Origin of the sequence: Providencia sp., assembly GCF_040396775.1 — a bacterium.
In the GTDB taxonomy this organism is placed as follows: domain Bacteria; phylum Pseudomonadota; class Gammaproteobacteria; order Enterobacterales; family Enterobacteriaceae; genus Providencia.
This window is the reverse complement of the sequence record NZ_JBEBNT010000009.1, coordinates 86,780-110,877: the sequence shown is the minus strand read 5'-3', so window position 1 is coordinate 110,877 and position 24,098 is coordinate 86,780. Positions and strand designations below refer to the sequence as shown.

Annotated in this window: 21 protein-coding genes; 15 read left to right on the top strand and 6 right to left on the bottom strand. The window is 42.1% G+C overall.

Going from position 1 to position 24,098, the window contains the following annotated elements:
- Positions 1–98: 98 nt before the first annotated feature.
- The 3 genes from gltS to ABWP91_RS11630 form a co-directional block, all read right to left on the bottom strand.
- Positions 99–1,304 carry a sodium/glutamate symporter gene (gene gltS / locus ABWP91_RS11640; RefSeq protein ID WP_353243431.1) on the bottom strand — a complete coding sequence of 402 codons (1,206 nt, stop codon included), beginning with the start codon at positions 1,302–1,304 and terminating at the stop codon, positions 99–101.
- 302 nt (positions 1,305–1,606) lie between these two features.
- Positions 1,607–2,524: a formimidoylglutamase gene (gene hutG, locus ABWP91_RS11635; RefSeq protein ID WP_353243430.1), complete on the bottom strand. Its 918-nt coding sequence runs from the start codon at positions 2,522–2,524 to the stop codon at positions 1,607–1,609.
- Between the two features lie 2 nt (positions 2,525–2,526).
- Entirely contained in the window at positions 2,527–3,258 is a 732-nt protein-coding gene (locus ABWP91_RS11630) for an IclR family transcriptional regulator (protein WP_353243429.1), read from the bottom strand.
- A 155-nt stretch (positions 3,259–3,413) separates the two neighbouring features.
- Between ABWP91_RS11630 and trmN the strand changes: the two genes are divergently transcribed.
- Entirely contained in the window at positions 3,414–4,148 is a 735-nt protein-coding gene (gene trmN, locus ABWP91_RS11625) for a tRNA(1)(Val) (adenine(37)-N(6))-methyltransferase TrmN (RefSeq protein ID WP_353243428.1), read from the top strand.
- Positions 4,149–4,184: 36 nt separating this feature from the next.
- Here the strand turns inward: trmN and nadB are convergent, their stop codons facing one another.
- Positions 4,185–5,780 carry an L-aspartate oxidase gene (nadB, locus tag ABWP91_RS11620; protein WP_353243427.1) on the bottom strand — a complete coding sequence of 532 codons (1,596 nt, stop codon included), beginning with the start codon at positions 5,778–5,780 and terminating at the stop codon, positions 4,185–4,187.
- A 393-nt stretch (positions 5,781–6,173) separates the two neighbouring features.
- Between nadB and rpoE the strand changes: the two genes are divergently transcribed.
- The 11 genes from rpoE (at position 6,174) to acpS (ending at position 16,073) form a co-directional block, all read left to right on the top strand.
- Complete coding sequence (rpoE, locus tag ABWP91_RS11615) at positions 6,174–6,752, top strand: RNA polymerase sigma factor RpoE (protein ID WP_219246909.1); 579 nt, start codon at positions 6,174–6,176, stop codon at positions 6,750–6,752.
- 59 nt (positions 6,753–6,811) lie between these two features.
- A complete protein-coding gene (gene rseA, locus ABWP91_RS11610; RefSeq protein ID WP_353243426.1) occupies positions 6,812–7,435 on the top strand; it encodes an anti-sigma-E factor RseA in 624 nt (207 codons plus the stop codon).
- A complete protein-coding gene (gene rseB / locus ABWP91_RS11605) occupies positions 7,435–8,385 on the top strand; it encodes a sigma-E factor regulatory protein RseB (protein ID WP_353243425.1) in 951 nt (316 codons plus the stop codon). The genes rseA and rseB overlap by 1 nt, the downstream gene beginning before the upstream one ends.
- A 3-nt stretch (positions 8,386–8,388) precedes the next feature.
- Positions 8,389–8,853 (top strand): SoxR-reducing system protein RseC, encoded by a 465-nt coding sequence (rseC, locus tag ABWP91_RS11600; RefSeq protein ID WP_353243424.1) that lies wholly within the window; start codon positions 8,389–8,391, stop codon positions 8,851–8,853.
- 380 nt (positions 8,854–9,233) lie between these two features.
- The gene (gene lepA / locus ABWP91_RS11595) at positions 9,234–11,030 is read left to right on the top strand and encodes a translation elongation factor 4 (RefSeq protein WP_353243444.1); all 1,797 of its coding nucleotides are present in this window, start codon (positions 9,234–9,236) and stop codon (positions 11,028–11,030) included.
- Between the two features lie 17 nt (positions 11,031–11,047).
- Positions 11,048–12,013 carry a signal peptidase I gene (gene lepB / locus ABWP91_RS11590; RefSeq protein WP_353243423.1) on the top strand — a complete coding sequence of 322 codons (966 nt, stop codon included), beginning with the start codon at positions 11,048–11,050 and terminating at the stop codon, positions 12,011–12,013.
- A 303-nt stretch (positions 12,014–12,316) separates the two neighbouring features.
- Positions 12,317–12,997: a ribonuclease III gene (gene rnc / locus ABWP91_RS11585; RefSeq protein WP_206082511.1), complete on the top strand. Its 681-nt coding sequence runs from the start codon at positions 12,317–12,319 to the stop codon at positions 12,995–12,997.
- The gene (gene era / locus ABWP91_RS11580; RefSeq protein ID WP_273803573.1) at positions 12,994–13,902 is read left to right on the top strand and encodes a GTPase Era; all 909 of its coding nucleotides are present in this window, start codon (positions 12,994–12,996) and stop codon (positions 13,900–13,902) included. Before rnc ends, era begins: the two co-directional genes overlap by 4 nt.
- An 11-nt stretch (positions 13,903–13,913) precedes the next feature.
- Positions 13,914–14,642 carry a DNA repair protein RecO gene (gene recO / locus ABWP91_RS11575; RefSeq protein WP_353243422.1) on the top strand — a complete coding sequence of 243 codons (729 nt, stop codon included), beginning with the start codon at positions 13,914–13,916 and terminating at the stop codon, positions 14,640–14,642.
- A gap of 310 nt (positions 14,643–14,952) precedes the next feature.
- Positions 14,953–15,684, top strand: a complete 732-nt coding sequence (gene pdxJ, locus ABWP91_RS11570) for a pyridoxine 5'-phosphate synthase (RefSeq protein WP_353243421.1) — start codon at positions 14,953–14,955, stop codon at positions 15,682–15,684.
- The gene (gene acpS / locus ABWP91_RS11565; RefSeq protein ID WP_353243420.1) at positions 15,684–16,073 is read left to right on the top strand and encodes a holo-ACP synthase; all 390 of its coding nucleotides are present in this window, start codon (positions 15,684–15,686) and stop codon (positions 16,071–16,073) included. The genes pdxJ and acpS overlap by 1 nt, the downstream gene beginning before the upstream one ends.
- A 90-nt stretch (positions 16,074–16,163) precedes the next feature.
- On the opposite strand, the gene ABWP91_RS11560 is transcribed toward acpS, so the two are convergent.
- Positions 16,164–16,424: a YfhL family 4Fe-4S dicluster ferredoxin gene (locus ABWP91_RS11560; protein ID WP_353243419.1), complete on the bottom strand. Its 261-nt coding sequence runs from the start codon at positions 16,422–16,424 to the stop codon at positions 16,164–16,166.
- A 532-nt stretch (positions 16,425–16,956) separates the two neighbouring features.
- On the opposite strand from ABWP91_RS11560, the gene leuE reads away from it, so the two are divergent.
- Positions 16,957–17,601, top strand: coding sequence for a leucine efflux protein LeuE (gene leuE, locus ABWP91_RS11555; RefSeq protein ID WP_353243418.1), 645 nt, complete (start codon positions 16,957–16,959; stop codon positions 17,599–17,601).
- Between the two features lie 86 nt (positions 17,602–17,687).
- Positions 17,688–18,179 carry a tRNA adenosine(34) deaminase TadA gene (gene tadA, locus ABWP91_RS11550; RefSeq protein ID WP_353243417.1) on the top strand — a complete coding sequence of 164 codons (492 nt, stop codon included), beginning with the start codon at positions 17,688–17,690 and terminating at the stop codon, positions 18,177–18,179.
- Between the two features lie 29 nt (positions 18,180–18,208).
- On the opposite strand, the gene mltF is transcribed toward tadA, so the two are convergent.
- Positions 18,209–19,876 carry a membrane-bound lytic murein transglycosylase MltF gene (gene mltF, locus ABWP91_RS11545; protein WP_353243416.1) on the bottom strand — a complete coding sequence of 556 codons (1,668 nt, stop codon included), beginning with the start codon at positions 19,874–19,876 and terminating at the stop codon, positions 18,209–18,211.
- Between the two features lie 273 nt (positions 19,877–20,149).
- Here mltF and purL point away from each other — a divergent pair, with 273 nt between their 5' ends.
- Complete coding sequence (purL, locus tag ABWP91_RS11540; RefSeq protein ID WP_353243415.1) at positions 20,150–24,037, top strand: phosphoribosylformylglycinamidine synthase; 3,888 nt, start codon at positions 20,150–20,152, stop codon at positions 24,035–24,037.
- The last annotated feature ends 61 nt before the right edge of the window (positions 24,038–24,098 follow it).

Below are 24,098 nucleotides of genomic sequence, written 5' to 3'. Positions count from 1 at the left end.
ACTGTTTTCAGACCAGACAGGGAGTGATAACTCGAGGAAAAATCAGTGAAATGACAAAAGAAATAAGGAGAGCCGAAACTCTCCTTTTTATATATTTATTAGCTAAGCATATTAATCAACCAAGTATGGTATGGGATACCGACTAAATCGATGAGTACCGCGCCACTTAATGGCACAATCATAAAGGCTTTCATGGAAACATGCTTATAGCGCTCACACACGGATGACATATTCGCCATTGCATTTGGTGTCGCACCTAAACCATGACCCATTAGGCCTGCACACATGACTGCCGCATCGTAGTTTTTCCCTAACAATCTAAAGATCACAAAGACGACGAGTAGAATTAAAACGATAACTTGTGCCAACAAAATGGTGAAGAGTGGAAGTGCCACCGCTTTTAATTCCCAAATCTTCAGTGACATCATGGCCATGGTTAAGAAAAGGCCCAGCGAGACCTCTGAAATCAGGTCGATAGATTTTTGGTTGATACGGAATAATTCGACCTGGTCATTGATATTACGAATGACAATCGCAATGATCATCGCACCAACATAGCTAGGTAATGAAAAACCAGTGGCTTTGGTAAACTGTGCAGAAGCAAATTGGCCAATCACCATGATCCCTAAGATCAAGGCGAGCATTTTCAAGAAAGCATGTGCATCAATAGATTCAATTTTCCCTGCGATAGTTTCAGGGACTTGAATTTTTTCGACTTTCTCATCTGCTTGAATGCGGACATTGAATTTTTTAATCAAATAGGTGGCGATAGGGCCGCCTAATAAGCTGCCTGTAATTAAACCAAAGGTGGCTGCTGCAATGGCCGCAACTGTTGCCGATTGTACACCAAGCCCTTCAGCCATTCCGCCAAAGGCAGCTGCTCCACCATGGCCACCTGTAAGTGACACACCCCCCGCCATAATCCCAATGACGGGTTCGATACCTAATAAATGTGCTAACCCTGCGCCAAAGGTATCTTGAAATATCACCACAAACCAGCAAATAAACAGGTACATAAATAATAAACGCCCACCCGTTTTGAGAATACGGAAGCTGCCATCAATACCTATTGTGGTGAAGAATGCGACCATCAGGAAGGTTTGTAAGCTGGTGTCGAAATTTATTTCAGCGAGGTTGAATGATTTCAATCCCCAAATGATTAAACTCACTAAAAATCCACCAATTACAGGAGATGGGATACAAAACCGTTGTAACCACTCAATGCGTTTTTTTAAGTGAATGCCCATGAGGAGGCAGATTACGGTGAGGAATAAGGTGGATAGTGCGTCTAGGTGTAGAATCATAAGTTTCCCTTTGTGTTATACCTTTATCTTTCTAGCTACAGCGTTGTTGGCTTCTCTGGCTCACCCTAGTCACATACTCCAGTATGCTCCTAGGGATAATCCAGCTTGCCGCCTAGCTGTAACTTGAAATCTAAAGGCATAAAAAGACTTTGAAATCAAAGTTCAGCATTTCTGTGTAAACTAGTGATGACATATAAATTTCATGTCATCTACAACTCATCAATGTATTATTTTTATGGCATTGTTACTGAGTTGCTATAAAGGTAATTTTTATTTATCAGTCGAATTGTTGTGTTGTTTTATTAGAATAAATATTGGTAAATCAAATAAGCCGCGAGCTTGGCGGTGTGGTTGTCAATATCAAATTCAGGGTTGCACTCGGCGATATCGAAGAGTGCGATTTTTTTGCTGTTTTTAATCACAGCAAAAAGTTCATCAAACGCTTCAGTAGAGATGCCTTTAGGTGCAGGGGCACTGACACCGGGGGCAATCGAGGCAGAGAACACATCTAAATCCACCGTGACATATAAATAATCAACACCATCAATAAATGCTTGGAGTTGTTTTATGGCCTGTGGAAGCTGCGAAAAACTCAGTTGTTTATCACGAAGGTATTGGCAACCTAATCGGTCTGCGGTATCAAATAGTACCTTGGTGTTGCCATGATCAGCGATGCCCAAACACAGGTAGTGGAACGGGCGTTGATGTTTTTCACATAATTGTGCAGATTGCAAAAAAGGCGTACCAGAGGTTGCTTCAGGTGCTTCACGTAAATCAAAATGGGCATCAAAATTGATAATACCAATGGTTTTGCCCGGTTGATTTTGTTCGACATAATCAAATAGCCCTTGAAAGCTGGCAAAGGCGACTTCATGACCACCGCCTAAGACAATTGGGTGCTCATTTGCGGTTAAACTTTCAATAATTTTATCGGATAAATGACGTTGTGCGGATTCAAGGTCGCCATCATCACAACTTACGGTTCCCATATCTTTAATCGCCAGTGGCTGGTGGATAGGTAACCCAGCGAGTTGGCGGCGAATGGCATCAGGGCCTGCTTTTGCCCCTTGACGGCCTTTATTGCGTCTAACACCTTCATCAGAGGCAAAGCCTATCAACGTAAATTGTGTGGGTGAGATTTTGTTAATCACTTGATGAATACGCAAATGTTCTTGTGTTTCACCATCCGTGCGCCCTTGCCATTGGAAAGGTTGTGTCATAGTTACTCCAAATTAATCAATTTAGTGATGTTATCCGCCGCTTGACGTGTATGTATAATTAACTCGTCAACACGGTGAGTTGAACGAAATTCAGGGGCCATAACAGAAACAACTGCCAGAACATCATTTCCTTTAAAAATTGGGGCGGAAACACCAAATACACCCTCATCAATCTCACTGGTTGACGTGCCGTAGCCTTGTTTGCGGATTTGCTGCAAGTCTTGTTGTAACCTCTGTCTATCTATGTCAGAAGTAAGTTGTTTTGCATGTATTTCAAATACTTGTTCTTGGTATTGTGTTTGGTGAAAAGCCAACAATGTTTTGGCACTGGCGCCTTTGATAAGGGTATTACCACGCCCGATGATAAATGAGCAGCGCAAGGCTTGTTCACTTTCAATCATGTCTACACAAATTGTTTCTCGCAGATTTGAGGTAATAATTGCTGCGGTTTCGCGTGTTTTTTTTGCTAATGATTGAAGCTCTGATTTAGTGGCTTCCATCAATAAACTGTGGTGATAGTATTTTTCGTGATTTTTGATACTCTGCGAGCCGACACAATAAGTACCATACTGCTTTGCATGAGAGACAAATTCCCAATCTATGAGAATTGTTAGCAAGCGATAAACCGTTGATAATGGAATATCCAGTGCGGTTGAGATAACTTGTGGAGTCACTGGGGATGCACAACTTGTGATGTAGGACAAGACATCTAAGGTTCTATTAATGCTGTTCATCGCATCTCCTTTTTTTCGAACTTAGCAGTAAAATTTTCACGTCTCAAATATAATTCTCATATTATAAGAATTATATTGTAGCAAATAGGTTAAATGATGACTTTTATTTGCTCAATATGAGAAAATAGCAGGGCTTAGATAAACAGAGTGTGTGGATGAGCGAGCAGAAAAAAAGCTACCGCAAGGGCGGGTTTACATTTAAACAATTTTTTGTGGCCCATGACCAATGTGCTATGAAAGTGGGCACCGATGGCGTTTTGTTAGGGGCGTGGGGGCCTGTTGATGATGTTCAATCTGCATTGGATATTGGCAGTGGAAGTGGGTTAGTTGCGTTAATGTTAGCGCAGCGCCACCAAAATGCACATATTGATGCGGTTGAATTGGATGTACAGGCCGCACATCAAGCTGAAGCCAATTTTGCCGAATCACCGTGGGCGAAGCGGTTAAAAATTATTAATCAGGATATTATCCACTATAGTCAGCATTCACTTACTCAATATGATTTGATCGTAAGTAACCCGCCTTATTTTGAACCTGCGGTGGCGTGCCGAGATGAACAACGTGACCAAGCACGCTACACAGGTGCATTAACTCATGACGTATTATTGAAATGTGCGCAGTGTTGTTTAAAGAAAAATGGATTATTCTGCTTAGTGTTACCGTATGAAGTCGGTGAAAAAGTGCAAGCCATGGCCGAAGAAAGTGGGTGGTTTACAGCGTTTAGAGTCAATGTGAGTGATAAACCAGCAACATCATTTCACCGTATGTTATTAGGCTTGCGATTGGTGAATTCACACGCTCAAGTGAGCAATTTAGCGCTAAAAGAGCAACACGGTGAATATACTGAGGATTTTCGTGCATTGATCCAGCCATTTTACCTTAAATATTAAAACCAACGGAACGGTGATCCCGTTGGTTTTGTGGTTTTATTCAGGCTTTAAGACTGTTGGCCCTGAATTTTCTAACATATCGGGGTAGTCTAATGTGTAATGCAGTCCGCGGCTTTCTTTACGTTCCAACGCACATCGCACCATTAATTCTGCGACTTGCACCAGATTTCGTAGCTCCAGTAAATTATTAGAAATACGAAAGTTAGCATAATAGTCGTGAATTTCTTGCTGCAATAAATGAATGCGACGAAGTGCACGTTCGAGACGTTTAGTTGTTCTCACAATCCCCATGTAGTCCCACATAAATAAGCGTAACTCATGCCAGTTATGTTGGATGACAACTTGTTCATCGGAGTTATGTACTCGGCTTTCATCCCACTCAGGTAAGTGCGGTACTTCACCAATATTTTGCAGTGTTGATTTGATATTTTCTGCGGCTGACCAGCCATACACAAGGCACTCCAACAATGAATTAGACGCCATACGGTTCGCACCGTGTAGGCCAGTATAACTGACCTCGCCAATAGCATATAAGTTAGCGATATCGGTCATGCCTGTTTGGTCAACAATCACGCCTCCGCAGGTATAATGCGCTGCAGGTACGATAGGAATAGGCTCTTTGGTGATATCTAATCCTAGCGTCATAAGTTTGGCATAAATGGTTGGGAAATGATGCTGCACAAAATCGGTTGGCTTATGGCTGATATCAAGGTACATGCAGTCTGCACCAAGGCGTTTCATTTCATGGTCAATCGCTCGGGCAACAATATCACGAGGTGCGAGTTCTTCGCGTTCGTCATAATCAGGCATAAAACGGCTACCATCAGGGCGTTTTAGATAGGCACCTTCACCGCGTAATGCTTCGGTAAGTAAAAAGTTTCGTGCCTGTGGATGGAATAGGCAGGTAGGGTGAAATTGGTTGAATTCTAAGTTAGCAACGCGGCAACCTGCCCGCCATGCCATGGCGATACCATCCCCTGACGAAATGTCTGGGTTAGTGGTGTATTGATAGACTTTTGCTGCGCCACCTGTGGCTAAAATAACGGTTTTGGCGCGGATCGTTTCAACTTGCTCTTGCCTTCGATTCCAAACATAAGCACCTAAAATACGTGAAGGTGCGTTGTCTTCGGATAGAATTAAGTCAACGGCGTTATAGCGTTCTTTTATATGGATATTTGGATGAGCAAAAGCAAGGTCAACAAGGGTGGTTTCGACTTCTTTTCCTGTCGCATCGGCATGGTGAAGTATGCGACGATGGCTGTGGCCGCCTTCTCGCGTTAAGTGGTACTGAGTTTCACCCTTTTCTGTGATTTCTGTATCGAATAGGACTCCTTGCTCGATAAGCCACTGTACGCAATCTTTTGCGTTTGAAGCGATAAATTCAACGGCTTCTTTATGGCAAATACCCGCACCCGCAATGAGCGTGTCTTCAACATGGGATTCGATACTGTCGGTATCATCAAATACGGCGGCAATACCGCCTTGGGCGTAATAAGAAGCACCTTCGCTCAAGCGGCTTTTACTCAAAATAGTCACTTGGTGAAAAGGGGCTAGGCGTAAGGCGGCGGATAGTCCTGCGACACCACTGCCAATGATTAAAATATCAGTGTAATGCTGTGTGGATCCGTTCATGTGTGTTTGCTGTATATAATAGTATGTAGTGTGTTTTTTTATGTTAGCCTATCAGATTGTCGATTACTATTGCTGGGTAGATGTTTACAGTCACTATCTTGACTTAGGTCTATTTACTTATTCATGTTGTATTAATGTGATAGCTATAGCATTCATTTGCAAAATCCGTATGCTGTATTCTTAGCCTTAAGTAATTTGTACACAATTGTTTTAATGAGGATCTTTGGGATCTTCGAAAATGAAAAAACAGCACTTTTGTAAGTTTTTGACTATTTTTTTAGATTAAATTGAACTTCAATGATTTCTATAACTCAAAGTAGTGCTTGCTTTAGGATGGGAGAACATGAACAAGTCAACATATTATCAGCCTGAATTCGGGAGATGCTTTCCGAAATGAGCGAGCAATTAACAGACCAATTATTGGTTGAAAAGGTACAAAAAGGCGATCAACAAGCTTTCAACTTACTGGTAATTAAATACCAGCACAAAGTTGCCAGTTTAGTATCCCGTTATGTGCCGCAAGCGGATGTGCCTGATGTGGCACAAGAATCATTTATAAAAGCGTATCGTGCTATCGGCTCGTTTCGTGGTGACAGCGCATTTTATACTTGGCTTTATCGTATTGCGGTGAATACGGCTAAAAATTATTTAGTCGCACAAGACAGGCGCCCTCCCGCGTCAGATCTTGAAGCGAGTGATGCTGAAAACTTTGAGAGCGCCGGTGCTTTAAAAGAAATTTCGAACCCAGAGAACTTAATGTTGTCTGAAGAATTAAAGAAAGTTGTTTTTAAAACCATCGAATCGTTACCTGAAGATTTACGCATGGCAATCACGCTCCGTGAACTTGATGGTTTAAGCTATGAAGAAATCGCGGAAATTATGGATTGCCCGGTAGGTACTGTACGTTCGCGTATTTTTAGGGCAAGGGAAGCGATTGATAATAAAGTACAACCTCTGATTCAACAGCACTAATGCTATTAAATCAGCAGATTAATTATAATTGTGATGCAATTAACTGAAGGTAATTGGGCATGCAAAGAGAGAAACTTTCCGCAATGATGGATGGCGAAGCTCTAGATTTAGAGCTTGTGAATGCCATTTCATGTGATTCAACGTTAAAGCAACGTTGGGAGAGCTATCATCTTATTCGTGATACTCTGCGTAATGATACTGGTGATGTCATGCATTTTGATATTGCAAGTAAAGTTGCGGCAGCATTAGAGAATGAAGCTGTGCGTATTAATCCTCAGGTAGTTGTCGAATCGCAGCCTGAACCTGCGACTTGGGGTGCTTTCCCGTTCTGGGGCAAAATCCGTCCTTGGGCAAGCCAAATAACTCAAATTGGTGTTGCGGCCTGTGTATCATTAGCTGTTATTGTGGGCGTACAACAGTACAACCAAAGTAATGCTGTTGATTCCACCGTCGACGAGCCAATGTTCAATACCATTCCTGTTGGAAGTGGTGCACCTGTAAGTCTGAATATTTCAGATAACCAACTATTTGGTAACGAACAGCAACTTCAACAGGTTGAACAGCAAAATCAACGTATTAATGCAATGCTGCAACAATACGAAATTGAAAGACGCTCGATGCTGAACCAACAATATCAACAGTCTGAACAACCTGCATCTACAGCAGGAGTTAAGCTGAAATAATGAAAAAATGGTTATCCGTCATCTGCCTGACGGGCAGCCTGATTATTTCTAATCAAGCTTCGGCATCTGAACTCGGTGCCGATGTTCTTTTTAAAGAAATGGGGAATGCTGCCCAAAACCTCTCTTATGAAATGTCATTTATGACTTTCAGCCCGCAAACAATTACACCTGTAAGATATCGCCACGCAATTATTAACGGTGTCTCTGTTTCACAAATGATACAGATGGATTCATCGCGCCGAGAAATTGTTCAAAAAGGTGACAGTGTTAGCTACTTTGAACCCGGATTCGATGCATTTAGTTTGAATGGTAAAAATATCGTTGATAACTTACCTTCTGTTTTATTTGCGAATTATGAACAGATAAAACCGTATTACAATTTTATTGATGCAGGCCGCACGCATATCGGTGATCGGCCTGCTTTAGTGATCCGCATAATATCGAAAGACAATTCCCGATTTAATTATGTACTATTAATAGATGAAGAAACGAAACTGCCATTACGTATTGATTTGCTGGATAACAACAGTCAAACATTAGAGCAATTTCGTGTCATCTCAACAGTACTAGACAGTAAAACAGTAAATGATTCATTACTTGCTCTGAGTAAGGTAAATATGCCGCCGTTGTTGGTATACCCTAAAAATGCAGCGCCATCCTTCAAATGGCAAGTGGGTATGCTTCCACCGGGTTTTGAAGAAACATCGCGTTCGATACGTAAATTAAGTGAGGACGACGTTGTGGAAAGCGCAATGTTCAGCGATGGGTTATTTACCTTCTCAGTGAATGTGACGAAATCGGCAAAAGGTCCATTGTTAGACCAACCCATGCAAAATGGGCGCCGTTCAATTTATACAATGACACAAAAGCAAAATGTCATCACTGTAATTGGCGAATTACCTTTGCCAACGGCACAAGTTATTGCAGGTAGTGTTCAGTTTCGGGAGTAGGTTATGGTAAAAGAGTGGGCAACTGTCATTCGTTGGCAAAACGGAAGAGCATTACTGCGTTATGGTTCTTCATCAGGATGCGGAAGTTGCGGTGCTCGTAAAACGTGCGGTTCTTATGCGCTGAGCAAAATAGGGCCAAACACGGAACATGAATTGGAAATTGCGATTGAACAGCCTTTAGTCGAAGGGCAAAAAATCGAAGTTGGCATTCCTGAGGGGAGTTTAATTCGTTCGGCAATGCTGGTGTATTTAACGCCGATTTTAGGGTTGTTTGTTTTTGCAGGGTTAGCTCAATCGTTTGATTTTAGCCAATTTCTAGTAGCTGTTTCTGGTGCGTTAGGCGGAGTGGTTGGTTTTTATACTGCACGGAAGTTAGCCTCTCATTGGCGTGATGATGACGCATTTCAACCTGTCGTCTTGCAAATAGGCTTACCACCTTCCGAGCTTTCGGTACAGGTTAACTGTTAAATATCAATATATTCAATTCATTATTTGATACCATGCTAAAAAAGAGGAAAACGTGATGTTTTCCTTTTGTGGTTTATTGAGTTTAATAACCAATTAATTGATTTTTCAGCCTCTTTTGAGATAAAAATCAAAATAGACTCGTTATTGTTCGTAATAAATGAGTATTTTGAGGGTTAAATTAGCGCTAAATTAGTGTTCTAACTCATTAACCTTTGGCAAGTTTACAGTTGTTTTACATTGAATCTTTGTGTTAGCGGGGTCTTATATGTAAAATGCTGCTAATTAACAATCTTGTGATAATCATAGCATTTTAGTTTTGTCGCGATATTTGCACAAAGCTGATTTTGTAAGGCAATTTAAAAGAAGATATTACCTTGAAAATCAATAATATAAGAAACTTTTCTATCATTGCTCATATCGACCATGGCAAGTCCACGTTATCTGACCGTATTATTCAGATTTGTGGTGGTTTAACGGATCGTGAAATGGCAGCGCAAGTTCTGGACTCAATGGATCTGGAACGTGAGCGTGGAATTACCATCAAAGCGCAGAGCGTCACGCTCGATTATAAAGCCTCTGACGGTGAAACCTATCAACTAAACTTTATCGACACACCTGGCCACGTTGACTTCTCTTATGAAGTTTCTCGTTCTCTTGCGGCGTGTGAAGGGGCGCTTTTAGTTGTCGATGCAGGGCAAGGTGTTGAAGCACAAACATTAGCTAACTGCTATACCGCGATTGAAATGGATTTAGAAGTCGTTCCTGTTTTAAACAAGATTGACTTACCAGCGGCAGACCCAGAGCGTGTTGCTGATGAAATTGAAGACATTGTTGGCCTTGATGCCCACGATGCAGTTCGCTGTTCTGCAAAAACGGGTATTGGTGTTCAAGATGTGATTGAACGCCTAGTTAAGGAGATCCCGCCGCCTGCTGGAGATGTGGATGCACCTCTACAAGCGTTGATTATTGACTCGTGGTTTGATAACTACTTAGGTGTTGTTTCATTGATTCGTATTAAAAACGGTTCACTGAAAAAAGGCGATAAAGTTAAAGTCATGAGTACAGGGCAGGTTTATAACGCAGACCGCCTTGGTATTTTTACACCAAAACAAGTCGACCGTGATGTACTAAGCTGTGGTGAAGTGGGCTGGTTGGTCTGCGCAATTAAAGACATCACAGGGGCGCCAGTAGGGGATACCTTAACAGGTGCTCGTAATCCTGCGGAAAAAGCACTTCCAGGCTTTAAAAAAGTCAAACCACAGGTTTATGCGGGCCTATTCCCTGTAAGCTCTGATGATTACGAAAATTTCCGTGATGCGCTAGGTAAACTTAGCTTAAACGATGCCTCTTTATTCTATGAGCCAGAAACATCGACGGCTTTAGGATTTGGTTTCCGTTGTGGTTTCCTGGGCTTATTACACATGGAAATCATCCAGGAGCGTCTAGAACGTGAATACGATCTTGACCTAATTACTACGGCACCAACGGTAGTGTATGAAGTTCAGCAGACCAATGGTGAGATTGTTTATGTAGATAGCCCATCAAAGCTACCTGCATTAAACAATATTGAAGAATTGCGCGAGCCAATTGCAGAGTGTCACATGTTAATGCCTAAAGAATACTTAGGTAACGTGATTACGCTTTGTATTGAGAAACGTGGCGTTCAAACTAATATGGTCTATCATGGTAATCAAGTTTCATTGACTTATGAAATTCCAATGTCTGAAGTGGTATTGGATTTCTTTGACCGTTTGAAATCGACATCCCGTGGTTATGCCTCATTGGATTACGCATTTAAACGCTTCCAACCATCTGATATGGTTAGGGTTGATGTGCTTATCAATAACGAACGTGTCGATGCATTAGCGTTAATTACGCACCGTGCAAACTCTCAATACCGTGGCCGTGAGTTAGTTGAAAAAATGAAAGAACTAATCCCTCGCCAGCAGTTTGATATTGCGATTCAGGCCGCGATTGGTAACCATATTATTGCTCGTTCTACAGTTAAACAGCTGCGTAAAAACGTACTTGCCAAATGTTATGGCGGTGACGTTAGCCGTAAGAAGAAACTGTTACAGAAGCAAAAGGATGGTAAGAAACGTATGAAACAAGTGGGTAACGTTGAGCTACCACAAGAAGCGTTCCTTGCTATATTGCATGTTGGTAAAGACAACTAAGTTTACAAGGAGTCTCAATGGCTAACACCTTTGCCTTGATCCTAACACTGGCAACCTTAATCACTGGGATTATTTGGTGTTTAGATAAGTTTAAATTTGCGCCAGCGCGCAAAGCAAAACTTAAGCAGTTACAGGATGCAACAAATGGTGCGGTGAGCGAAGCGGATGTCGCAAATGCGGTCCGCCGCCCTTCATGGCTAGAAACAGGGACATCTATTTTCCCTGTGTTAGCTATTGTACTGATTGTACGCTCATTTATTTATGAGCCATTTCAAATACCTTCTGGGTCAATGATGCCAACGCTATTAGTTGGCGACTTTATGTTGGTTGAGAAATTTGCTTATGGTTTAAAAGACCCTATTACACAGACGACACTAATCGAAACGGGTAAACCCAAACGTGGAGATATTGCGGTATTTAAATATCCCCGTGACCCAAATGTTGATTTTGTTAAACGTGTAATTGGCCTTCCGGGCGATAAAATTGTTTATAATCCGGATGCTAAGGAACTGACGATTTACCCAAATTGTGCCGATAACAAATGTACAGAGAATTTGCCAATTACTTATGGGCCATTGGACCCGAGTGAATGGACAATGTTTTTCGATGTTGCATCGGTTGTTGATAGCCAAAAAGGGAACTATGAAGTTCCATTAGATCAAGAACTGCCGCGTAATGCATTGCGCCAATATGAGCGTAGCGAAAAATTAGGTACGGTTGAACATCAAATTCTAATTATTCGTCAAGCAATCACTGAAGCAAAATATATACAACCAGGTATGCCATTAAATGAATGGATTGTGCCTGAAAAACAATATTTTATGATGGGTGATAATCGGGATAATAGCTCTGATAGTCGTATGTGGGGCTTTGTGCCTGAGCAAAATTTAGTTGGCCGAGCGGTGTTTATTTGGTTAAGTCTCGATAAGCAAGAAAACGAATGGCCAACAGGCATTCGCTTTAGTCGAATTGGTCCACTATAATTTCATAGATTGGATATGCCAGCAGTGACGGTGCGGGTTTTCATTTGAAAATCCGCATTAACCGAAGCATTATTATTTTACCCAGTGTACAATATAATTTAGTTAATATTATTGGCTCCCCAATTATAACTCCTTTATTTTATAACTCATTGTAACTAATAAGATTTTAATCATTAGTTTTACTGAGCTGCAAAAAATGTGGGTAGATAAGGAGTCAGTGCAAACGCAACAGTTTTGTAAAATAGATTATTTTACAGGTCTGTTGCGTGTGCTTTTTTATCAAATAAAAATGGTTGGGCGCACATGAACCCCTCTTTAGTAGAAAGATTACAACGTAAGCTTGGTTATCAATTCAAACAACATGATTTGTTGATTCAAGCGCTAACACATAGAAGCGCAAGTAGCAAACATAATGAACGCCTAGAGTTTTTAGGGGATTCAATTTTAAGTTTTGTGATTGCAAATGACCTGTATCACCGTTTTCCAAAAGTGGATGAAGGTGATATGAGCCGGATGCGTGCAACACTCGTTCGTGGAAATACATTGGCAGAAATTGCCCGTGAGTTTGAACTCGGTGAATGTTTACGTTTAGGTCCAGGTGAATTAAAAAGTGGTGGATTTCGCCGAGAATCAATCCTTGCCGATACAGTAGAAGCGCTGATTGGCGGTATTTTCTTAGACAGCGATATTCAGACGATTGAAAGAATTATTTTAGATTGGTATCAAAGCCGATTAATTGAAATTAGTCCGGGTGATAAACAAAAAGACCCGAAAACACGGTTACAAGAATATCTGCAAGGGCGTCACTTGCCATTACCGAACTATTTAGTGGTTCAAGTAAAAGGTGAGGCTCATGATCAGGAGTTTACGATCCACTGCCAAGTGAGTGGCATCGAACAACCCATCCATGGTGTTGGTTCAAGTCGTCGTAAAGCAGAGCAAGCCGCAGCAGAGCAAGCATTGAAAATTTTGGAGCTTGAATGAGTGAATTACAATCCCACTGTGGTTTCGTTGCCATAGTTGGACGGCCGAATGTTGGTAAATCGACATTATTAAATCAATTACTGGGGCAAAAAGTCTCGATTACGTCGAGAAAGCCACAGACGACTCGCCATCGTATTATGGGGATCCACACAGAAGATAATTACCAAATTATCTATGTTGATACCCCAGGATTACATATTGAAGAAAAACGTGCGATTAACCGTTTAATGAACCGTGCGGCATCAAGCTCGATCGGTGATGTTGAACTGGTTATTTTTGTCGTTGAAGGTACCAACTGGACCGCTGACGATGAAATGGTGCTGACTAAGCTATCAAGCTTACGTTGTCCTGTCATTTTAGCTATCAATAAGATTGATAACGTGACGGATAAAACGGTTTTATTACCACATATTGGCGCTATCAGTCAAAAAATGAATTTTTTAGATGTTGTACCAATCAGTGCAGAAAAAGGTACTGGTGTGGATACAATAGCTAAAATTGTGAAGCAACATATTCCAGAAGCAACGCATCACTTCCCAGAAGACTATATTACAGATCGTTCTCAGCGTTTTATGGCATCAGAAATGATCCGTGAGAAGTTAATGCGCTTCTTGGGTGATGAATTACCTTACTCTGTTACCGTTGAAATTGAACAGTTTAAAGTTACTGAAACGGGTATTTACCATATTAATGGCCTAATTCTTGTTGAACGCGAAGGCCAGAAAAAAATGGTCATTGGTAACAAAGGTAGCAAACTGAAAACCATCGGTACCGAAGCGCGTATCGATATGGAACGCATGTTTGATAACAAAGTTCACCTCGAGCTTTGGGTCAAAGTTAAATCAGGCTGGGCGGATGACGAAAGGGCATTACGCAGTCTGGGTTATGTTGACGATCTAAAATAGTAGGTGACGAAGTGAGTGGCTGGCAACGTGCGTTTGTACTCCATTCAAGGCCTTACAGTGAAACAAGTTTGTTACTTGATTTCTTCACTGAAGGTGAGGGGAAAATTCGCTTACTGGCTAAAGGTGCCCGCCGAAATCGCTCCCCTTTAAGAGGCTGTTTACAGCCTTTCACACCTTTGCTAATCCGTTGGAGCGGCAAAGGTGAAATCAAAACCCTAATCAATGCAGACCCTGTTTCGTTGGCACTTCCTTTGAGTGGAACTGTCCTTTATAGCGGTCTGTATCTTAATGAATTAACCGCACGTGTCCTTGAGTTTGGTACACCTTATTCCGCGCTATTTTTTGATTATCTTTCATGCTTACAAGTCCTAGCTGCGAGTGAACGAACCCCTGAGTTTGCCTTACGTCAGTTTGAGCTAGCGTTGCTATCTTACCTCGGCTATGGCGTGGACTTCTTACATTGTGCAGGTAGCGGGGAAGCTGTTTCTGACACAATGACGTACCGTTACCGAGAGGAAAAAGGCTTTATAGGTAGTTTAGTTGTTGACCAACTTAGTTTTACAGGCAAACAATTAAAAGCACTAGCAAGTCGTGATTTCCCTGATGCTGATAGCTTAAAGGCTGCTAAGCGTTTTACACGTATCGCATTAAAACCTTATTTAGGCGGCAAACCATTAAAAAGCAGAGAGTTGTTTCGGCAATTTACTGCTTCACCTGCTACTTCAAACAAATCAAACTAATCACTCATTATTGATTTTATTTATGTATTAGCTGTTGTATTTGGTTTCACTTTTCTTTTTACACCTTTCCTATTTATTTCGCTTGTCTCTGTGTTTGTTGTACCTAATTTTATGGCGTTAAACCATTAAGTTTTGCGAATCATCATAAAGTTTACGAAGCGCTTCGCAAAATTTTTGTCCATTACATGCAATAACCCAGCTGTTTTGGAATTTGCCCCGAATGATATGAGATTTATTCCCCGAACTTTGAAAATTACAGTAGGATAGTGGAATCGAAATATCGGTTACCGTTTATTGAAGGGAGTATAAAATGGCAGAGCTTTTATTAGGCGTTAATATTGACCACATTGCGACAGTCAGAAATGCACGAGGAACACAGTATCCAGACCCTGTACAGGCCGCATTTGTTGCTGAACAAGCAGGCGCAGATGGTATTACCGTACATTTACGTGAAGACCGCCGCCATATTACTGATAGGGATGTTGCGCTACTCAACGAAACAATACAAACGCGTATGAACCTTGAAATGGCCGTGACGGATGAAATGGTTGATATTGCTTGTCGTATTAAACCTGCATTTTGCTGCCTTGTCCCTGAAAAACGTGAGGAAGTCACGACAGAAGGGGGCTTGGATGTTGCAGGCCAAAAACAAAAAGTGGCAGATGCTGTGAAGCGCTTAACGGAAGCGGGTATTTTAGTATCTTTATTTATTGATGCTGACCATGCTCAAATTGATGCTGCTCAGGAATGTGGAGCGCCATTTATTGAAATCCATACAGGGGCATATGCGGATGCTAAAACGGAACAGGAACAAGAGTTAGAGTTTCGCCGTATTCGCGATGGCGTCACTTACGCGGCAGGTAAAGGAATCAAGGTCAATGCAGGGCATGGTTTGACTTACCATAATGTTCAGCGTATTGCCCAATTACCTGAAATTTATGAGTTAAATATTGGTCATGCAATTATTGGTCGCGCTCTGTTTAGTGGGTTGGCACAGGCGGTTGCTGATATGAAAAAAATCATGTTAGAAGCGCGCAAATAATGGCAATAGTTGGGTTAGGAACGGATATCGTCGAAATAACGCGCATTGAGGCGGTTATTGAACGCACAGGCGATAACTTAGCAAAGCGAATTTTGACTGAAAAAGAGTTTTTGCAATATCAACAGCAAGCAAAACCAGCTCGTTTTTTGGCAAAACGCTTCGCAGTTAAAGAAGCCGCCGCTAAAGCCTTGGGGACGGGTATCCGTAATGGCCTGGCATTTAACCAGTTTGAAGTGACAAATGACGAACTAGGTAAGCCATTACTGCATTTAAAGGGGGAGGCGTTGAAGCTTGCTGAAAGCTTAAATGCAACCTGTTTTCATGTCTCCATCACAGATGAACGGCATTATGCATCTGCGACAGTAATCATTGAGCGCCTTGGTGATTGAGCCTTATTCCGCCTAACAGGTAAAATATAACGCTGTCAGTGCTATGTCTGGCAGCGTTAAGAATAAAAATGAAGCATGGGGTCGATTGGCCTAAATTTTATCAGCATGGTGAATTGTGACAAACTTATCCCATAACTGTTCTTCATTTTCAATATGCTGCGGATCAGTAATGATGGTATTTGTAATAGGGCAAACTGATTGACAAGTCGGTTTATCATAGTGCCCAACGCACTCTGTACATAGTTTTGCGTCGATTTCATAAATTTCAGCGCCCATAAAAATTGCATCATTAGGGCATTCGGGTTCGCACATATCACAATTGATACATTTTTTGGTAATTAACAGTGCCATTTATAATAACTTGCATTCAATTAAGTTAATAATCAGTAACTTATATCTTGCACCTATCCGTTACTTCCAGTTGAGATTTTACTTAAGCTATATTTCGTATTGAAAAGTAGAAGGTTGTAATGCAGAACTACTACATCCTATATATAAAATATGTATTAGCCAGTGTGTTTAGGTTCCGTGGTAATAAGACTATTTTAAACGCCCTGAGCTGCGGAGTCGAATAAATTACACCAATACAATATTTTATCCATGATTAATATCATGATAACAAAAGATGATAAATATGGTGATGTTATAAGGTATTGAACCCATATTGTTTTTGAAGCTATTAGATTATCAAAAAAGATTTTTATAATTATCTCTTTTGAACGGAATTTCATTTTATAAATTTTGTAGTTAAAGGAATTTAATAAGCATTCTTTGGATTTATGATTAACCTATTGTTTTATATGTAAAAAAATGAAAAGCGATATTGTTCACAAATAACAAGATCTATGGTAGTAATAATAAAAAAATATAAAGGAACGTAAACATGTTTGAAAATCTTGGGGTTCTTAACTTCTGGACTTACCTTGCTGGGTTAGTCTTCATTATTATCGTTCCAGGGCCTAACTCGATTTATGTGCTCAAAACGAGTACCTCTAGCGGTGCTCGGTATGGCTATCGGGCTGCGTTAGGGGTATTTACAGGTGATGCCATATTGATTTTTTTATCTTTTATTGGCGTCGCATCTGTGATTAAAGCGTCACCAACCCTTTTTATGATTGTTCGCTATCTTGGTGCGGCTTACCTTTTATATCTTGGTTGTAAAATTTTATATAGCACATTAAAGCGCAAGTCACAGGGGGAGGGTGAAGAGGTTGCAGTGATAATCAAGTCAGAAAATCATTTTGTTCGCGCTTTAGCGTTAAGCCTTACAAACCCAAAAGCAATTTTATTTTATATCTCATTTTTTATTCAGTTTGTTGATTTTAACTATGTAAATGCATGGGTACCCTACCTTGTTTTGGCGACAATCTTAGAGTTAGTCAGCTTTTTATATTTAAGCATACTGATCTTTAGTGGTTATTTGATTGCTAAATTTTTACGTGAGAAAAAAATTCTCGCTAAATTGGGTAATTGCACCGTTGGAGCCTTCTTTATGGGCTTTGCAGCAAAGCTTGCATTGAGTAATTAGATTAACCACCTGACTAAGATTTAAAATTGCAGTCACTCTGACATTTGGTAATAATTAGCCTTCGAGTTAATTGCCCAGAGGTAAGAGTGACACAAATAGAAATTGATGAATATTGGATGCAGCAAGCTCTTGAACTTGCATTAAAAGCGCAAGAAGTGGGTGAAATCCCTGTAGGGGCATTGTTAGTTAAAGATAATCAGCTGATCGCCTCTGGTTGGAATCGTTCGATTATCGACCATAACCCGACTGCTCATGCTGAAATTATGGCTCTGCAACAAGCAGGGCAAGCATTGAGTAATTACCGACTGCTTGATACCACGTTATATGTGACTTTAGAGCCTTGTATAATGTGTGCAGGAGCGATGATCCATAGCCGTATTGGTCGGGTTGTTTATGGCGCAAAAGACTTCAAAACGGGTGCTTGCGGTTCTTATATCAATATCATGGAACAAGCGGGTCTAAACCATTATGTGGAAGTTACAGGTGGAATTTTAGAAGAGGCATGCTCTTCAATGCTGAGTGCTTTTTTTAAAATGCGCAGAGCACAGAAAAAAGAACAAAAGCGCCAACAGAATTAGCGCGTTATGAGTTTATTTAAGCGTGGTGTTTAAAGAGCTGGATTAGGCACTTTAAGCGGGGGGATTAATATCGGTTTTTGGTCGGATTCAGTTTCTTGTGGCTCTGGATGCAAAGAAATGAGGTATTGACCGAGTGACGTTTTAGCCTCTTCACTGCTATTTTGAGGTAGCTTCGATGAGTTCAATCCCCCTAGATGACTAATATTGCCTTTTTCAGGGATGGGTGATTGATTTTCAATAGCTTTTGACTCATCCGTTTTTAAATTCTCAGGTAAAATCAAATAGGTTAAAGATTGCTGGGCAATATCGAGTGCATGTTGCTTACGCTCTTGCGCTTGAAGGTATCCCACCAAACTTTGATGATATCGGCGAATATTTTCTACGTAGCGATAAGCTTCATGGCCACGGGCATAACCATAAGTGAGCTGCGAATAATATTTCTTCTGGGTTAACAGTGGAAGTCGTGCTTTAACATCAAGCCATCTATCTGGGTCACCGCCTAGCATCTGAGTGAGTTTTCGTACATCCAACATATGCCCATAGCCCATGTTATAAGCAGAAAGTGCAAACCAAATGCGGTCATCTTCCGCGATGGTCTCTGGCAACCTCTCCATGATATAAGCAATATACGCGGCGCCACCTTTAATGCTTTCTTCCGCATCTAACCTGTCAGCGATACCCATCGTAGCGGCCGTCGGTTTCGTTAACATCATTAAGCCCCGTACACCGGTTGGCGAAGTCGCAAGAGGGTCCCAATGGGACTCTTGCCATGCAATTGCGGCGAGAAGTTTCCAATCAATGACTTCAGCGTATTTTTCAAATAGCGGCTGATATTCAGGTAGCTTATTATCTATTGCCTTAATAAATGCCATCGTATCGAAATAATCGAACGATTCCACATGGCTAAAATATTTTTCATTTAAGCGCGCCAATAGCTCAGTTTCATTGCCTTGATTGAAAAAGTCGAGTAGGGCAGCATCTAAGCTATTTTCTTCACCACGACGCATATACCACGTGACAGCATGGTCATCGAGTAAATCAAAGGCGACAGCGATTTGTGGATGAATACGCTGTTGCAATGCAACGGCGATGGAGTCTTCAAGGGTATAGTCGATTTCACCATCAGCAAGCATTTCAAGGATCTGATTGGTGTTGTATTTGGACGTCTCTTCCCATTTTAAGTTTGGATATTCTTTGGCGAGCTCTTTTAAGGTACTAGCGTGGGCTGTCCCAGAGGTTACAAGCAGCTTACCACTGATATCATTAAACGATTTAGGCCGTGTTGAGCCTTTACGATAGACCAATTGCTGAGTCACCGTCAGATAGCTTGGGCCTGTTTTTGTCTTAGTTAATCGGTCTTTATTATACAAAAGCCCAGCAACAGCGATGTCAGCATCACCATTTTCGAGGTCGTCAAAAATCTGCTCGAATGTCGGGCGGATAGTGATTTTAAGTTTGACTCCTAGGTACGAAGCAAAGCCTTGAGCAAGTTCGTAATCAAAACCACGAAGCTGTTTTTGCTCATCTATATAGATAAGTGGCGAGCTGACGGCACTAATACGTAATTCACCTTGTGACAGTATTTTATTAATTTGTGAATCTTGCGTATTGGGCCAGCGGATATTAAAGCCGATGACCATTGAAGCCAGTAGCGCGATAACCACGATGATTAAGTAGTTAACTTTTAAGTTATTCAAATAATAATTTCTCGTGCAATCACTGGTGTTGTGTGGTGTCTAAAAAAGAGTATGGCTAAGTAATGGTTATAATTCCAGTGGTTGGGTATTTTGCTCAACAATTATGATCGGTGCAACCTATATTATCGTATTTAGCACAGAATAATATTTAACTAATCGCTTTATTTTTAATCACGCAAACGGTTTCGTATTGATGAACATTGCTCTATAATGGGCACCGGTTTCCCTGCTTTCATGTTCAGGGCTGGCGTTTAAAAGAGAGAAATTAAGACTATGGAAATTTTGCGTGGTTCACCTGCTCTATCAGCATTTCGTATTACCCGCCTTTTGGCGTTGTTTGCAGAAAAACAACTGCCTGTAACAGATATCTATGCTGAATATATGCACTTTGCTGATTTATCAGCGCCGTTAAGTGACAGTGAGCAAGGCAAACTGAGCAGTTTGTTAAAATATGGTCCTTCTCTGACAGAGCATGACCCTTTCGGTAAGCTGATTTTAGTCACTCCACGTCCGGGTACAATTTCTCCTTGGTCATCTAAAGCAACGGATATTGCTCACAACTGTGGCCTTAGCCAAGTTAAACGCATTGAACGCGGTATTGCCTACTACGTTCAGGGAGATGCATTAACGCAAGCGCAGTGGCATGAAGTGATTGCACTGTTACATGACCGTATGATGGAAACAATTTTTTCTTCTTTTGAACAAGCAGATGCTTTGTTTGCACACCAACAGCCTGCCCCAATGAAAACCATTGATATCATCAATGGCGGGCGTGAAGCACTGGCAACCGCAAATACAGAAATGGGTTTAGCACTGGCGGATGACGAAATTGACTATCTGCAAGCGGCCTTCACAGGCTTAAAACGTAACCCAACAGACGTTGAATTATATATGTTTGCGCAAGCGAACTCTGAACATTGCCGCCATAAGATTTTTAACGCAGATTGGGTCATTGATGGTGAAGAACAGCCAAAATCGCTGTTTAAGATGATCAAAAACACCTTCGAAAAAACGCCAGAACACGTGTTATCGGCTTATAAAGACAACGCGGCCGTGATGGAAGGCTCTTTGGTGGGGCGCTTCTTCCCTGAGCCTGAAGGGCGTACGTATCGCTATCACCAAGAAGACACTCACATTTTAATGAAAGTGGAAACCCATAACCACCCAACGGCTATTTCGCCATGGCCGGGGGCGGCGACAGGTTCTGGTGGGGAAATTCGTGATGAAGGCGCGACAGGGCGCGGCGCAAAACCAAAAGCAGGTTTAGTGGGCTTTTCTGTTTCTAACTTACGTATTCCTGGCTTTGAACAGCCTTGGGAAGAGGACTTTGGCAAGCCTGAACGTATTGTGAACGCACTGGATATTATGATGGAAGGCCCTCTGGGTGGTGCTGCGTTCAATAACGAATTTGGTCGCCCTGCATTATTGGGTTACTTCCGCACTTATGAAGAAAAAGTGAATAGTCATAACGGCGAAGAATTGCGTGGTTACCATAAGCCAATTATGTTGGCGGGCGGTATTGGTAATATTCGTGCGGATCACGTTCAAAAAGGTGAGATCACCGTGGGTGCCAAATTGATCGTGCTAGGTGGCCCATCAATGAACATCGGTTTAGGTGGTGGTGCGGCATCATCGATGGCATCAGGTCAATCAGATGCCGACCTCGATTTTGCGTCAGTTCAGCGGGATAACGCTGAAATGGAACGCCGTTGCCAAGAGGTGATCGACAGATGTTGGCAGCTGGGTGACGATAACCCAATTTTATTTATTCACGATGTGGGAGCTGGCGGTTTATCCAATGCTATGCCAGAACTGGTGAGCGATGGTGGTCGCGGTGGCCGTTTCGAATTGCGTAAAATTTTGAACGACGAACCGGGCATGAGCCCATTAGAAGTGTGGTGTAACGAATCTCAGGAGCGCTATGTGATGGCAGTTGCACCTGAGAAGCTGGCGGAATTTACGGCGATTTGTGAGCGTGAACGTGCGCCATTTGCAGTGATTGGTGAAGCGACAGAAGAACGCCATCTTACCTTAAATGATGCGCATTTTGATAATCAACCGATTGATATGCCACTGGATGTATTGCTGGGTAAAACACCAAAAATGCTGCGTGATGTGAAAACCCTTAAAGCAGAACCTGACGCATTAGACAGAACGGCCATCAATTTAAATGAAGCGGTTAAACGTGTTTTACATTTACCCGCAGTCGCAGAGAAAACTTTCTTGATCACCATTGGTGACCGTACGGTAACTGGGATGGTCGCCCGCGACCAAATGGTCGGCCCTTGGCAAATCCCCGTAGCTGATTGTGCCGTGACGACAGCAAGCTTAGACAGCTACTACGGTGAGTCCATGTCAATTGGTGAAAGAACGCCAGTGGCATTAGTGGATTTTGCTGCTTCTGCGCGTATGGCAGTAGGGGAAGCGCTGACTAACCTTGCCTGTTCTTATGTGCAAGACCTTAAACGTGTGAAATTATCAGCAAACTGGATGGCGGCAGCGGGGCACCCGGGCGAAGATGCTGGGTTATATGAAGCAGTAAAAGCCGTGGGTGAAGAACTTTGCCCGGCATTAGGTTTAACGATCCCAGTGGGTAAAGACTCTATGTCGATGAAAACCCGCTGGCAGCAAAATGGCGAAGAGCGTGAAATGACCTCGCCATTGTCATTGGTGATCACCGCATTTGGTCGCGTTGAAGATGTCCGTTTAACCGTAACGCCTGAATTAAAAACGGTGGAAGATAACGCGTTGTTATTAATTGACCTAGGTGAAGGACAAAATGCGTTAGGCGGTTCAGCCCTTGCGCAGGTTTATCGCCAACTTGGCAATAAAGCACCGGATGTCCATAGCCCTGAGCGTTTACTAGGTTTCTTCAATACCATTCAAAAACTGTTATCTGAGCAAAAATTACTGGCTTACCATGACCGATCAGACGGCGGTTTATTCGTCACTTTAGCGGAGATGGCATTTGCAGGTCATTGCGGAATCAATGTCGACATCAGCTCATTTGATGAAGACACTTTAGCTGCATTATTCAACGAAGAACTAGGTGCAGTTATTCAAATCAATGGCGCTGATAAAGAGTACGTTGAAGCGTGCTTTGCAGAGGCAGGGTTATCTAATTGTGTGCATTATTTAGGCTCAGCAATTCATGATGATATCGTGATCATCAATAGCCGTGATACTGTCGTTTACCGCGAGTCACGCAGTTTACTGCGTCAATGGTGGGCAGAAACCACATGGCAGATGCAGCGCTTGCGTGATAACGCAGTATGTGCAGACGAAGAGCATACACTAAAGCAAGATAACCAAGACCCGGGCTTAAATGCCAAGTTAACTTATGATATCGAAGACGATATCGCCGCTCCGTTTATTTTATCCGGTGTACGCCCGAAAGTTGCAGTGCTGCGTGAGCAAGGGGTTAACTCCCACGTTGAGATGGCAGCAGCCTTTGACCGCGCAGGTTTTGATGCCGTTGATGTGCATATGAGCGATTTGCTGACGGGTAACGTATCTCTTGAGCAATTCCAAACGCTGGTGGCGTGTGGTGGTTTCTCCTACGGTGACGTATTGGGCGCAGGGGAAGGTTGGGCGAAATCTATCTTGTTCAATAACCAAGTGCGTGACGAGTTTGCTGCATTCTTTAACCGCCCAGATACCTTATCATTGGGTGTGTGTAACGGTTGCCAGATGATGTCCAACTTACATGAGCTGATCCCAGGTGCAGAGTTTTGGCCACGTTTTGTTCGTAACCGTTCCGAGCGCTTTGAAGCCCGCTTTAGCTTAGTTGAAATCGCCACTAGCCCATCATTATTACTGCAAGATATGGAAGGCTCTCGTATGGCAATTGCGGTGTCTCATGGTGAAGGGCAAGTGGAAACTCGCGCCGCGGCACATCTTCAGCAATTAGAAGATAACGGCTTGGTGGCTATGCGTTTTGTGAACAACTATGGGCAAGTGACGGAACAATACCCTGCTAACCCGAACGGTTCAGTTAATGGTATTACGTCAGTGACATCAAAAGATGGCCGTGCAACCATTATGATGCCGCACCCTGAGCGTGTTTTCCGTACAGTGAGCAACTCTTGGCACCCAGAAACATGGGGGGAAGATAGCCCCTGGATGCGTATTTTCCGTAACGCACGCAAGCAATTAGGCTAATAATCAGTAAGCTAATTGAATAAATATCAGGCCAGCTGATTTGCTCACTGGCCTGTTTTTT